Source organism: Nocardia sp. NBC_00511, assembly GCF_045161165.1.
GTDB lineage: Bacteria > Actinomycetota > Actinomycetes > Mycobacteriales > Mycobacteriaceae > Nocardia.
In genome coordinates this window covers 2470435-2482584 of record NZ_CP107849.1, presented here as the reverse complement: position 1 = coordinate 2482584, position 12150 = coordinate 2470435, and the positions used below count along the sequence as shown (strand labels likewise).

At 67.0% G+C, this 12150-nt stretch carries 14 protein-coding genes; 6 read left to right on the top strand and 8 right to left on the bottom strand.

Features of this window, described 5'->3' with window-relative positions; all coding sequences use genetic code 11:
- Positions 1 to 19: 19 nt before the first annotated feature.
- The gene (gene mqo, locus OG300_RS11775; protein WP_405495083.1) at positions 20 to 1510 is read right to left on the bottom strand and encodes a malate dehydrogenase (quinone); all 1491 of its coding nucleotides are present in this window, start codon (positions 1508 to 1510) and stop codon (positions 20 to 22) included.
- 91 nt (positions 1511 to 1601) lie between these two features.
- On the opposite strand from mqo, the gene OG300_RS11770 reads away from it, so the two are divergent.
- Both OG300_RS11770 and OG300_RS11765 read left to right on the top strand, forming a co-directional pair.
- On the top strand, positions 1602 to 2555 hold the full coding sequence (locus OG300_RS11770; RefSeq protein ID WP_405495081.1) for a LysR family transcriptional regulator: 954 nt from the start codon (positions 1602 to 1604) through the stop codon (positions 2553 to 2555).
- Positions 2552 to 3262, top strand: a complete 711-nt coding sequence (locus tag OG300_RS11765) for an SDR family oxidoreductase (RefSeq protein ID WP_405495079.1) — start codon at positions 2552 to 2554, stop codon at positions 3260 to 3262. Before OG300_RS11770 ends, OG300_RS11765 begins: the two co-directional genes overlap by 4 nt.
- A 1-nt stretch (position 3263) precedes the next feature.
- Here OG300_RS11765 and OG300_RS11760 read toward each other — a convergent pair whose 3' ends face one another.
- Entirely contained in the window at positions 3264 to 3992 is a 729-nt protein-coding gene (locus OG300_RS11760) for a VIT family protein (protein WP_405495077.1), read from the bottom strand.
- 233 nt (positions 3993 to 4225) lie between these two features.
- Here OG300_RS11760 and OG300_RS11755 point away from each other — a divergent pair, with 233 nt between their 5' ends.
- Positions 4226 to 4549 carry a hypothetical protein gene (locus OG300_RS11755; RefSeq protein ID WP_405495075.1) on the top strand — a complete coding sequence of 108 codons (324 nt, stop codon included), beginning with the start codon at positions 4226 to 4228 and terminating at the stop codon, positions 4547 to 4549.
- A 157-nt stretch (positions 4550 to 4706) separates the two neighbouring features.
- Positions 4707 to 6440, top strand: a complete 1734-nt coding sequence (locus tag OG300_RS11750) for a DUF885 domain-containing protein (RefSeq protein ID WP_405495073.1) — start codon at positions 4707 to 4709, stop codon at positions 6438 to 6440.
- Positions 6441 to 6457: 17 nt separating this feature from the next.
- On the opposite strand, the gene OG300_RS11745 is transcribed toward OG300_RS11750, so the two are convergent.
- Positions 6458 to 6796: a hypothetical protein gene (locus tag OG300_RS11745; RefSeq protein WP_405495071.1), complete on the bottom strand. Its 339-nt coding sequence runs from the start codon at positions 6794 to 6796 to the stop codon at positions 6458 to 6460.
- Positions 6797 to 6876: 80 nt separating this feature from the next.
- Positions 6877 to 7827 carry a TauD/TfdA dioxygenase family protein gene (locus tag OG300_RS11740; protein ID WP_405495069.1) on the bottom strand — a complete coding sequence of 317 codons (951 nt, stop codon included), beginning with the start codon at positions 7825 to 7827 and terminating at the stop codon, positions 6877 to 6879.
- Positions 7828 to 7903: 76 nt separating this feature from the next.
- Here OG300_RS11740 and OG300_RS11735 point away from each other — a divergent pair, with 76 nt between their 5' ends.
- Complete coding sequence (locus OG300_RS11735; protein ID WP_405495067.1) at positions 7904 to 8488, top strand: TetR/AcrR family transcriptional regulator; 585 nt, start codon at positions 7904 to 7906, stop codon at positions 8486 to 8488.
- 42 nt (positions 8489 to 8530) lie between these two features.
- Here the strand turns inward: OG300_RS11735 and OG300_RS11730 are convergent, their stop codons facing one another.
- The 3 genes from OG300_RS11730 to OG300_RS11720 form a co-directional block, all read right to left on the bottom strand.
- Positions 8531 to 9352 carry an alpha/beta fold hydrolase gene (locus OG300_RS11730; RefSeq protein ID WP_405495065.1) on the bottom strand — a complete coding sequence of 274 codons (822 nt, stop codon included), beginning with the start codon at positions 9350 to 9352 and terminating at the stop codon, positions 8531 to 8533.
- A gap of 101 nt (positions 9353 to 9453) precedes the next feature.
- Complete coding sequence (locus OG300_RS11725; protein ID WP_405495063.1) at positions 9454 to 10005, bottom strand: carboxymuconolactone decarboxylase family protein; 552 nt, start codon at positions 10003 to 10005, stop codon at positions 9454 to 9456.
- 82 nt (positions 10006 to 10087) lie between these two features.
- Positions 10088 to 10945 (bottom strand): helix-turn-helix domain-containing protein, encoded by an 858-nt coding sequence (locus tag OG300_RS11720; protein ID WP_405495061.1) that lies wholly within the window; start codon positions 10943 to 10945, stop codon positions 10088 to 10090.
- A gap of 117 nt (positions 10946 to 11062) precedes the next feature.
- Here OG300_RS11720 and OG300_RS11715 point away from each other — a divergent pair, with 117 nt between their 5' ends.
- Positions 11063 to 11464, top strand: coding sequence for a heme-binding protein (locus OG300_RS11715; protein WP_405495059.1), 402 nt, complete (start codon positions 11063 to 11065; stop codon positions 11462 to 11464).
- A 41-nt stretch (positions 11465 to 11505) separates the two neighbouring features.
- On the opposite strand, the gene OG300_RS11710 is transcribed toward OG300_RS11715, so the two are convergent.
- Positions 11506 to 12072, bottom strand: a complete 567-nt coding sequence (locus OG300_RS11710; protein ID WP_405495057.1) for a TetR/AcrR family transcriptional regulator — start codon at positions 12070 to 12072, stop codon at positions 11506 to 11508.
- Positions 12073 to 12150: the final 78 nt, after the last annotated feature.

Below are 12150 nucleotides of genomic sequence, written 5' to 3'. Positions count from 1 at the left end.
CTCACCTCCTTACGTTCTTTCACGGCTCGAGCAAGGTAGCACCCTGTACCGGTTGGCCGCCAGTCCTTTTTCCGGCAGCGTCGCCGGACATCGCTGCGGCAGGAATCAAGTTGTGCAGCAACGGCTCCCAGCGCGGATGTTCATCCGGGAAGCAACGTGCCAGCAAGTCGAGCATGATCGCGGGTGCGGTGGACGCGCCCGGAGAAGCGCCGAGCAGGCCCGCGATGGTGCCGTCGGCGGCGGTGACGAGTTCGGTGCCGAAGGTCAGAACACCGATCCGGCGGGGGTCGGGTTTCACCAACTGGGCGCGCTGACCCGCCTGAATCGGGTACCAGTCGGCGGGGTCCGCGTCCGGGTAGAACCGTTGCAGCTGAGCGAAATCGCGGCGGCGGGTCGAGAGCAGTTGGGTGATCAGATAGCGGACGAGAGGTAGGTTCTGCACCCCCACTGCCAGCAGAATCATGATGTTGCGCAGGCGCAGCGTGCTGAACAGGTCGGTGCGGCGGCCGTGCTTCAGCAGCCGGGTGCTGAAGGTGGCGTACGGGCCGAACAGCAGTGACTCCTCGCCGTCGACGACACGCTTGTCCAAGTGCGGCACCGACATCGGCGGTGCGCCCAGCGCCGCCTGGCTGTAGACCTTCGCGTCGTGCTGCTCTGCCACCGCCGGATTGTCGGTGCGCAGGAATCGGGCACCGAACGGGAAGACCGCGTACCCGTGAATCTCGGGAACCCGCGCCCGCTGTAGCAACCTCAGCGCATACCCGCCTGCACCGACGAAGACGAATCTGGTGCGGACGGTGAATCGCTGTCCGGTGGCACGCTCGCGCACCGTGACCGCCCATAGTCCGTCCGGGGTGCGCCGCAATCGAGTCACCTCGTGCCCGACCCGGATCTGCCCGCCGGCCGCGGTCATGACCTCGGCCAAAGCGTGTGTGAGAGCTCCGAAGTCGATGTCGGTGCCCGCCTCGTAGCGGGTGGCCGCCACCGGTTCGGCGGGGTCACGGCCCGTCATCACGAGCGGAGCCCACTCGGCGATGGTGGCGTGATCCTCGCTGTACCGCATCGCCGCGAACGGCGGCAGCGCACGCAGGGTCTCGTATCGGCGGCGCAGATAGGCGACGTCACGCTCGCCGAAGACGACGTCCATATGCGGGACGGGATTGAGGAACTCAGGTTCGGTGAGGTCGCCCTGCTCGGCCAGCATGTTCCAGAAGCGCCGCGAAACCTGGAACATTTCGGCGATCTGCTCGGTCCTCGCCGAATCCTGCGGATCGGGCATGTAGTTCAGCTCGCACCATCCGGAATGCCCGGTGCCCGCGTTGTTCCAGGGGTGCGAACTCTCCCCCGCGATCTCGTCGAGCCGCTCGAACATGACCATCGACCAGTCCGGCTGCAGCTTGGACAGCAGCGTGCCCAGCGTCGCCGACATGATGCCGCCGCCGATCAATACCACGTCGAGAACCTGCTCCGGGACAGTGGAATTCGACTCCGAACCGTGTCCTGCCGTCATGACGATGACTCCCCTCTTCGGTGTTCATCGCATCGTCGGCCAGCCCGGAACCATCCGTCCACGACCAAGATTGGAGAGTTATCATCCGAATATGGATGAGTCCGTATCGGCGCAGCTGGAAGCCCTGGCTCCACTGCTGGCCGCCTTCGACGCCGCCGCCGGTGCGGGCCACATCACACGCGCCGCGCAGCTGCTGGGTGTCCCGCAGTCCTCGTTGAGTCGGCGATTGCGCAGTGTCGAGAAGGTGGTGGGAGTACAGCTCTTCCAGCCACAGGGACGCGGAATCGCGCTCACGCCCGCCGGTCGCGAACTGTTCGAACGGACCCGCGAGCTCATGCGCGCTCTCGACGACGCCGTCGACGTGGTGCGCGACAACGCCGACCCGGACAGCGGACTGGTCCGCTTCGGGTTCCCACTCACCCTCGGACCGATCAGCATTCCCACGCTGCTCGCCGAATTCCATGCCGCCGCGCCGCGAATTCGGCTGCACCTCGTCCAGGCCCACGGCGAGGCGCTCGCCGAGCAGATCCGCGACGGGCGTCTCGACCTCGCCGTCATGATCCCCGCACCTGCCGATCTGCCGGCAACACCGCTGGGGCGGCAGCCCATTCACCTCTACGTCGCCCGCACCCACCGGCTCGCCACCGCGGCCGCGGTCGATCTCACGGACCTCGCGAACGAACGCTTCATCGCCAACCCGCCCACCTACCATCTGCGGCACATGCTCGACTCCTGGTGTGCCGACGCCGGATTCGTCCCGGAGGTCGTCTTCGAGATCACCGAGTTCGAGACCCTGCGCTCGCTGGTCGCGCACGGCCTGGGCATCGCCCTGCTACCGGAACCCGAAACCCCGCACCCCGATCTGCATCGCATCGCGTTGAGCATCCCCCGCGACCGCACCATCGGCCTGGTGTCGGGAAACCATCGCCCGACCCCGGCGGTCGCCAGACTGCACCGGTACGTGGAGCGACACGCGCTCGCGCACATCGGAACCGCCTCGACCCTTGACTTAGAGCGCGCTTCAACTCCTAGGTTCGAAGCATGACGAAAATCCTGATCACCGGAGCGAACAAGGGGCTCGGCTACGAAGCGGCCCGTCAGCTCATCGCGGCGGGGCACACCGTGTGGATCGGCAGCCGCGATGCCGAGCGCGGGCAGCGGGCAGCAGCGGAACTCGGCACGCGGGCGGTACAGCTGGACGTCACCGACGACGCCTCGGTGGCGGCCGCGGTGGAGACCCTCACGGCTGCGGGCGGACTCGACGTCCTGGTCAACAATGCCGGAATCCAAGCCGAGATGGCCGCCGACGGCACCGTCCTCGGCGCGGCCGATCTCACCGCCGACATGATGCGAGAAACGTTCGACACCAATGTCTTCGGAACGGTGCGGGTGCTGCACGCGTTCCTGCCGCTGCTGGAGCGCTCGGCCGCGCCGGTGGTGGTGAATGTCAGCAGCGGGCTGGCGTCACTGGCCTGGGCCACCGACCCGGGCAATCACGCTCACGGCTATCCGGGCGTCGCGTACCCGGCGTCGAAGACGGCCGTCAACATGCTGACGATCCAATATGCCAAGGCGTACCCCGGAATTCGCATCAATTCCGTCGAACCCGGCTACACCAAGACCGCACTCAACGGCCACCACGGGCATCAGACCGTCGAGGAGGGCGCGGAGATCATCGTGCGGATGGCGCAGCTGGGCCCGGACGGCCCGACCGGCGGCTACTTCGACCGGTCCGGCGAATTGCCCTGGTGATTCAGATCGCGATCCCGACCAGATGTCCGATGACGAAGGTGGTGACCATGGCCAGCGCGCCGCCGAGCAGTACCCGCACGGTGGCGCGCGCCACCGGCGCCTGACCCAGGCGCGCACCCACCGCACCGGTCAGGGCGAGCGCGGCCAGCACCGCGATCATGGTCACTGGCACCCGGATCGCGGGCGCGGTGAGGATGGCCAGCAGCGGCAGTAGCGCGCCGAGGGTGAACGACAGCGCCGAGGACAGCGCGGCGTGCAGCGGGTTGGTCAGCTCGTCGGGGTCGATGCCGAGTTCGGCTTCGGCGTGCGCGGTGAACGCGTCGCGGGCGGTGAGTTCCTCGGCGACCGTCTGAGCGGTGGCCGCGGACAAGCCCTTCGCGCGGTAGATCGCCGCCAGCTCGGCCAATTCCGCTTCCGGTTCCTCGGCCAGCTCACGGCGTTCGGTTTCCAGCAGCGCGCGTTCGCTGTCGCGCTGGGTGCTCACCGACACGTATTCGCCCAGCGCCATCGACACCGCACCCGCCGTCAGACCGGCGACGCCCGCGGTCAGGATCGCGGTGCTGTTGCTGGTGGCCGCGGCCACCCCGACCACGATGCCCGCCACCGAGACGATGCCGTCATTGGCTCCCAATACCCCGGCGCGCAACCAGTTCAGCCGTGTCGCCAATCCCGCCACATGCGGTTCGGTCGGGTGCACGAGCGCCACCGACCCATCCAAATCGTCCCTCACGTCCGAAACGGTATAGGTTGCCCGAATTTCCCGCCAGCAATGAAAGGCTCACCAAAATTAGGTAATGCATTGCATAGCAAGCGGTTTCGCGGACCATTCACGACACGGACAGCTCGACACTCCAGTCGCGACACGTTTGCGACAAGCAATTTCTCGGCGGATCGCCGGACATCTCCCACCATCCGGCCGTAGCGTGAAGATGGGATCGCAGAGGATCACAGGAGATCGGCGGAATGCGGCCACAACCGGCAGCCATCGGCTTCCTCCGTCACGACGTGTCGGGGGAACAACAGCAATGGGACGAGGCCCAGATACAACATCTGGCACGCCGCCTCGGCTATGACCTGTGCCGAACCCTGATTTTGGGTCCCGACACCGACCGCCCCCTGGTCCGGGTCCGAACCATGGTCTCCCGCACCGAAGCCGACGCGATCATCATCCCGAACCTCGACCACTTCGGTGGCCGCATCCCCGACGAGATCGTCCGCATCGCCGACGTCATCACCGTCAGCCCCGAAAACACGTACGCGCGCTGGGCAATCCCGCCGGTCGAGTGACGGCTCCCGGGCCGAGACTGTCTGCACACGCCCGCTCATGCCGACCGGAATGCGTCGAGCACGGTCTGCGAGACTGTACGAGCGACTGCACCGCAAACTGCTGGACTTCTCATATAGGCAATCGACCACCGATCGCTGACCATGGAGGAAACCCGCGATGTCCGTGCCGAACAGCCCGAACGCCGTAGTCCGCACGCCCCGCGCTCTTGCCGACGACTACGTGCACGCCTTGGCGGGGCGGGATGCGTACCTCGCGGTGCGCACCGGACTCGACACTTCCGACGGTGAGCTTCCCGATCTGTCGCCAGACGGTCTGACGGCGGTGGCGGGTCTCGCGCGCCGCACCCTCACGGATCTGGACGCCATCGAGAACTCCGGACAGGTCACCGACCCGGGAGAACAGCGCTGCGGCAAGCTCCTTCGGGAGCGCCTGACCGTCGAGCTGGCATTGCGGGCCGCGGGTGAGGACCGGCGCTCGGTGCTGCCGTTCAATGTCCTGACATTGACCGCGCCATCGGCGTCACCGCTGATGGGGTTGCGCGACATCTTCACTTTGATGCCGACCGCCACCCTCGAGCAGTGGCAGGTCATCGGTCGGCGGATGGCGAATATCCCGACCGCACTACGGCAGTATCGCGCGACGCTGGCCGATGCGATCGATCGAAAACTGCTGTGCGGTCCGAGGCAGGTGGCCGAAGTACTCGACGCGCTGGGGCAGCTGGTCTCCGGGAACAATGCCGACGGCTGGTTCGGCGACTTCAGCTCCGGCGCACCGGAATCGGTGCGATCCGAAGTGCAGGCGGCGGCGAAGAGCGCGAATGCCGCGATGACCGAAATGCAGGGCTGGCTCGAAAAGGTTTACGCCCCAGCGGTAGTCACGCAACCGGACACCGTCGGACCGGAGCGATACGCGCGCTGGGTCCGATACTGGTGCGGCGCAGACCTCGACCTCGACGAGGCCTACAACTGGGCCTGGGAGCAGTTCACCCAGGTCGAGGCCGAGATGCGGCAGCTCGCCGCCGCGGTCGTGCCGGGTTCGACACCGTTGCAGGCCATGGCATGGCTGGACGAACACGGCGAAGCCTATGACGGCACCGACGCCATCCGCGGCTACCTGCAACAGCAGATCGATCGCGCGATCAAGGACATGCAGGGCATCTACTTCGACCTGCCCGACCCACTCCTTCAAGTCGAGGCGATGATCGCCCCGGCCGGCGCGTCGGCCGCCGCCCCCTACTACAGCCCACCGGCCGTCGACTTCTCCCGTCCGGGTCGCACCTGGCTGCCGACCGGCGGCAAGACCCGGTTCCCCATCTGGCGTCTGGTCGACCTGTGGTATCACGAGAGCGTCCCCGGCCATCACATTCAGCTGGGCCAATGGACTTATCTGGCAAAGGAATTGACTGTCTATCAGAGCACCATGGGCTTCGTCGCCGCCAACGCCGAAGGCTGGGCCATGTACGCCGAACAGTTCATGGACGAACTCGGCTACTACGCCGACAATCCCGCCGTACGCCTGGGCTATCTCAACGCACAGATGCAGCGCATCCAACGCGTCATCATCGACATCGGCATGCACGCAGGCCTGAACTTCCCCACCTCGGCCCCGATGCTGGCCGGCCAACCGGTGACCGCCCAGCACGCCCGATCATTCTTCGGCGCCTACTGCGGCCTCCCCGGCGATCAACTCGACGCCGAGATCATCCGCTACCTGAGCCTCCCCGGACAGGCCATCACCTACAAACTCGGCCAACGGGTTTGGCTCGCGGGCCGAGCAGCCGCACGCAAAGCCCACGGCGCCGACTTCGACATCAAGGCCTGGCACATGGCAGCCATCTCGCAGGGATCACTAGGGCTGGACGCACTCGCCCGCGAGCTGGCTGCGCTCTGAATCCCTGGTGCACAACATCATTGAGCTGCTGCGCAGTGGGCGGCGACGCCGTTCACCTCTCCGGGGAGCCAGGATTCGCCGGTGGCCATGCCGTTGTTGTCGTTGCAGTGGACGGTGTAGTTGTCACTGCGGCGGGTGATGTCGAACGCTCCGGTGATCAGGCCCATGGCGGGGGCATTGCCGCCTGCCGAGACGCAATTGCCGGTGCCTATGCCGTGGGTGTCGACGATTTGGATCTGGTCGCAGAGGTAGCGCTGGGTGTCCGCTTGCGCGGGTGGTGCGACGGCGAGACCGGCAGCGAATACCGCGGGCCACACCGTCGCCAATACCGCTGTTCGTGCTGTCCGACTCTTCATCACGCCTCCCGTGGATGGCCGGATGAGTGCTAGAAACAGCAGCTTAGTCCTGTTCTGGGGTGGTGGAACCGGTTCGCGGGTCAGCGGGCGGGACGGGTGCCGATGATCGAGGCGCGCTCCATGACGCGCACATGCGGCCAGTAGTCGCTGGTCGCGTAGTGCTGCACGGCCCGGTTGTCCCAGAACGCGATGGTGTCGGGCTCCCAGTGCAGGCGGACCTGATGCTCGGGGTAGTCGGCTGCGCGGCAGAGCTGATCGATCAGGGCGCGGCTCTCCTCGACCTCGAGGCCCTCGATGCGATCGGTGAACACGCGGTTCACGTAGAGGTGCTTGCGGCCGGTGGCGGCGTGCGTGCAGACCATCGGGTGGCGCACCTCGGGATGCTTCAAGCGCATCTCCTCGCGCTGCTCCTCACTGAGCGAGAAACCGAACACCCGCGCGAAATCGTGTACGGCGTCGAGGTTTTCGATGCGGGCCTGCACCTCGTCGTCGAGGATGTCGTAGGCGGCGTACATGTCGCTGAACAGGGTGTCGCCGCCGAGTTCGGGGACGGCGACGGCGTGCAGCACCGCGCCCATCGAGGGCAGTTCACGCCAGGTCACGTCGTGATGCCAGGCGTTCTCGAATCCGGCGACCTGTGCGCTCTTCTCGAAGCGGACCAGTTCCGGCTCGGCGGTGTTGGACGGGATGAACGGGTGCACCTCGAGCTCGCCGAAGCGCTGGGCGAAGGCGACGTGACCGGCCGAGGTGAGCGGCTGATCGCGGAAGAAGATCACCTTGTAGTCGTGCAGGGCCTGGCGGATCTCCGCGATCGCCGCGTCCGGCAACTCCCCGGTCAGGTCGATGCCGGAGATCTCCGCGCCCAGGGTCGAGCCGACCTGCCGGGCCTCGAAGTGTTCCCAGCGCAGGCCCGCCAGCCGGTCCCGCTCGTCGACCAGATGGGTGAAAGGTCCACTGAGCGTGGGATATCCGGGCATGTGCACGGTGAAGGGCCGAGTGGCGGCGGGGTTCGGTTCGGCAGTCACGGTCATGCGTGTGCTCCTTCGAGAGTTCGAAATACACCATGTAGTCAGCTGACTACAGCTGGCGTTCCGCTAGTGTAGTCACGTGACTACAGACTCGGCAACGCGAGAACCGGACTCCACCGGTGGACCCGTCGGACGCGACGCGGTCGTCGCCGCGGTCCTCGAACACGCCGCCGACCTGTTCGCCGAACGCGGACCCGCGGCCACCTCCATCCGCGATATCGCCGACCGCGCGGGCGTCAACCACGGCCTGGTCTTCCGTCACCTCGGCGCGAAGGATCAGCTCGTCGGCGCGGTGCTCAACCACCTCGCCGCCGACACCGCGGTCCAGATCGAGTCCGGACACCGCTTCTCCCCCGGCGATCCGATGCTGCGGCGGCACTGGACGGTGCTGGCCCGCGCGATCCTCGACGGCTACCCGGTAGGTGAACTGCAGCAACAGTTTCCGGCCGTGGAACGCATCGTCGAGGTCGCGCGCACCAAGCAGCCCGACGATCGCAGCGCAGCGCTGGCCGCCGCCAATATCGCGGCGCTGGCCCTGGGCTGGCAGCTGTTCGAACCGTTCCTGCGCGGCGCGACCGGGCTACAGGACGTCAGTGAATCCGAGATCCGATCCGGCATCGATGCCGCGGCCGCACTCATCCTCGGCGCCCCACCGACGTCCTGACATGAGAAAACCCGGCCGCAGTAGCGACCGGGTTGCGCGAATCTACTTCTCCTGCAGCACTTCCCGCAGGCGCACGGCGAACGCCTCGGGCTGCTCCATGAACCCGCCGTGCCCGCCCGGGAACAGCACCGGCTCGATGCCGAGCTCGGCACCCAGCGCGCGGGAGGTGCGGTCGCAGAACTTGTCGGCGGACTCGTCCCCGATCCCGATGATGATCTGCGTGGGAGTCGCACGCAGACCGTCCAGTGACGGCTGCCAGCCGGACGTGGTCCGCAATTCGTGCTTGTAGAAGAAGTCGTCGGAGGCGATGGCGGCCTGGTCGCGCTCGCCGCCGAACATCTGCTGGAGCACTTCCTCCGGCATGAACAGCCCCGTCATGACGAAGAATTTGCGGATCGCGCCCAGGGTGTCGCCCGATTCGTAGACCGCCACGACCTCGTCGGTCTGCGCCTCGAACTCGGCACGGTCGACGAGCAGCTCGCGCAGCGGCGGCTCGTGGGCGATCAGGGTCGGCACCAGATCGGGCCGGGACAGCGCGAGCGCCAGACCGGTGATGGCGCCGCCGCTCGACCCGAGGACCACCGCCGGCCCCTTGCCGATGTGCTCGAGCACGAGCGCGAGGTCGTCGGCCCGCAACTCCGGCGTCGAATCCTTGTCCGGATCGGTGACCGGGCTGTGCCCGTGCCCGCGCGGATCGATGGTCAGCACGGTGAAGTCGGGGGCCAGCAGATCGGCCAGCGGCGCGAACGGACCGGAGTCCATCGGCGCGCCGACGAGGGCGACCAGTGGGCCGCTCCCGCGAATCTCGTAGTAGAGGGTGCCGTCCGGCGAGGCGACGGTTCCGGATGTGGCGGGTGCGGTCATGGGCTGCTCCAAGCGGTATACGACACGGTCACCACTAACGACGGTACGACCGCCCGCAATTCATCGCCACGAGAACCGAAAGTCGCTTCGGCCGTGCGGATCTACTGAGCTCTGCGCGCCTCGGGCAGCGCGCACGCCATGCCTTCGGCCATACCCGTCGGCCGCACGCCGAGACCCTGGTTGAGCCGCGCCCGCTGGTTCTCCCAGGCGATGGCCGCGGCCAGTTCGGTGAGCTGGGCTTTCGAGAGCTGTTGCAGCAGTTGCTCGCGCAACTCCTCGAGGTCCAGGGACGTGGGTGTCACGGTCATCGCCTCGGCGAACCCGATGACCTGCTTCTCCAGTTCGGAGTAGGCATCGCTGTCACGGTAGCGGGGCAGATCGGTGATCTGCTGCTCGCTCATGCCCGCGCGATGGGCCAGTGCGGAACCGATGTCCAAGCAGAATTCACAGTTGACCAGGGCTGCTGTCTTCAGCTCGGCCAGTTCCTTCAGATGCGGATCCAACCGATTCGACAGCAGCAGCATCGTTTCGTAGAACAAGGTGCTCAGCAGGAGTTGCGGGCGGCGGATCAACCACCCGACGAAATCGGTGCGATGGCGGCGTGATTGCCGGAAGGTCTTCAGGTACTGGCTGATTCGAGTAGTCGCTCGCATGTTCTCGCTCCCCTTCGCGATGCGGATTCCCTCATCGTAGAAGGAAAACGACTCAATGTAGTAGTGATTTGACTCTCGTGGATCAGCGCCCGAAATCCACGGAGTTCGGACGCCGCACCGGGTTCTCGGTAGTCCAGGACGCCAGGATGCGCAATGCCTCGCGGGTAGGCGAACCGACAGGCGCGGTGTAGGTGACGAGAGTCTGGTCGGTGGCCGTGAGCACCTGCAGCGCTTGCCAATCCAACTCCAGCTCACCCACTACCGGATGCCGCACCCGCTTACGGCCTCCGGCCAGAGTTCGCACGCCGTGCCCGGCCCACCAGCGGCGGAAGTCGGCGTCGTGCACCGACAACTCCCCCACCAGTTGAGTGAGCCGAGTATCGCCGGGGGCCCGAGCCGCAGCCACACGCAGTCGGTCCACGGCCTCGGCGGCCACCTGCTCCCATTCCGGAAACAGTCCCCGCATGCGCGGTTCCAGGAACAGCATGCGCACCAGACTGCGCTGTGCGACCGGCACTTCCGCGAAATCCATGAACAGCGCGGCGGCCCCCGCGTTCCAGGCGAGGATGTCGGTGCGTAACCCGAGAACCAGTGCCGGGGTCTGCACCGCCTCCAGTAGATCCCGCAGCGGCACTCCGATTTCCGGTGTCTCCGTGCGGGTTCGGCGCGGGCGCGCCTGCATCAGCATCCGCAGGTAGTCGTGCTCCTCGGCGGTGAGTCGCAGGGCGCGCGCGATCCCCTCCAGCAGATTGTCAGACGCCGCCGATACCCGGCCCTGTTCCAGCCGCGTGTAGTGATCGACGCTGACCGATGCCAGCAGCGCGACCTCCTCGCGCCGTAATCCCTTGACGCGCCGCGGATTTCCGATCGCGGGCAATCCGACCTCGGCCGGAGACACGGCTGCCCGCTTGGACTTCAGAAACTCCCCGAGCTCGCTCACGCACTCAGTGTCGCATCGGCGTGCCCGGTGTTCCTGGTGCTGTCATCCCCAGGGACGCCGGCCCCCGGGTACGACAGCGCCTGGTTCCCCGCGCCCACAGCCCCGAGGCTGATTCTCATGACAACGCTCAACCTGGACATCGCCTCCCGCCTCACCGACGCCGGTCGCAAGGCCGCCACCGCACTCGGGGTGCCGGTCAATATCGCCGTCTACGACGCCACCGCCCAGCCGCTGCACTTCGCCCGCATGGACGGCGCACTGCTCGGCTGCATCGACATCGCGCATCGAAAGGCCAAGACAGCCGCCCTGTTCCAGGTCGCCACCGCCACCCTGGGCGGGCTCTCCCGCCCGGACGGGCCGATCTTCGGCATCGAGGCGAGCAACGGCGGACTGATCACCTTCGGTGGCGGACTACCGATCGCCGATGCCGACGGCCACGTCATCGGCTCGGTCGGGGTATCGGGCGGGACTGCCGATCAGGATGTGGAGGTCGCTCGCGCCTGCCTCGCGGCGCTCTGAGCGAATTCGACTCTGCCGCCGGCGCTTTCCGCGAGCCCGGCTCAGGTCGAACGGCCTGCGGGTCGGAGCCCGTCCATCAGAACGTCCAGCAGCCGACCGGCTTTGGCCTCGTGCACGGGCCGCGGAGCCACGGTGAATACGCCGATGAGGAAGGCCGCGATGTCCTCGGCGGTCACGTCGGAACGCAGGTCGCCCGCCTCCCGACCGGCGTCGAGAATCGTGGTGATCGCGGCCAGCAACTCCGCCCGGGTCTGCGCGTGGGCGATCTCGCCGGACTCGATCATCGCGAGCAGCGTGTCGAGCATGCCGTTCTTGGTCGCGATCCAGTCGCCGAACAGGTCCATCCAGCGCCGCATCGCAGCGGCCGGGGGCTGCTGGGTGAGCAGGTCGCGGGCGGCGGTCGTCAGCCGTACCACCTGGTCGCGGTAGACCGCGTCGACCAGCGACTCGCGAGTCGGGAAGTGTCGATAGAGGGTGGCGATGCCGACTCCGGCCTCACGGGCGACCGCACGCATCGACGGTTCGGCGTCGGCCGCGACGAACACGCGGGTGGCCGCCGCGAGCAGCTGGTCACGGTTGCGGGTCGCGTCCGCCCGGGGGGCGCGCATCTTCACCTCAGCCAAAACGGATCACGCTCCGGTTGTGTTACTGTCGTCCATGTAACCGGAGCATAGTCCGTTTCAATG

Coding starts and splice junctions, on each gene's coding strand:
- mqo (WP_405495083.1), bottom strand. CDS start 1,510: ATGACGGCAGGACACGGTTCGGAGTCGAATTCCACTGTCCCGGAGCAG.
- OG300_RS11770 (WP_405495081.1), top strand. CDS start 1,602: ATGGATGAGTCCGTATCGGCGCAGCTGGAAGCCCTGGCTCCACTGCTG.
- OG300_RS11765 (WP_405495079.1), top strand. CDS start 2,552: ATGACGAAAATCCTGATCACCGGAGCGAACAAGGGGCTCGGCTACGAA.
- OG300_RS11755 (WP_405495075.1), top strand. CDS start 4,226: ATGCGGCCACAACCGGCAGCCATCGGCTTCCTCCGTCACGACGTGTCG.
- OG300_RS11750 (WP_405495073.1), top strand. CDS start 4,707: ATGTCCGTGCCGAACAGCCCGAACGCCGTAGTCCGCACGCCCCGCGCT.
- OG300_RS11745 (WP_405495071.1), bottom strand. CDS start 6,796: ATGAAGAGTCGGACAGCACGAACAGCGGTATTGGCGACGGTGTGGCCC.
- OG300_RS11740 (WP_405495069.1), bottom strand. CDS start 7,827: ATGACCGTGACTGCCGAACCGAACCCCGCCGCCACTCGGCCCTTCACC.
- OG300_RS11730 (WP_405495065.1), bottom strand. CDS start 9,352: ATGACCGCACCCGCCACATCCGGAACCGTCGCCTCGCCGGACGGCACC.
- OG300_RS11725 (WP_405495063.1), bottom strand. CDS start 10,005: ATGCGAGCGACTACTCGAATCAGCCAGTACCTGAAGACCTTCCGGCAA.
- OG300_RS11715 (WP_405495059.1), top strand. CDS start 11,063: ATGACAACGCTCAACCTGGACATCGCCTCCCGCCTCACCGACGCCGGT.
- OG300_RS11710 (WP_405495057.1), bottom strand. CDS start 12,072: ATGCGCGCCCCCCGGGCGGACGCGACCCGCAACCGTGACCAGCTGCTC.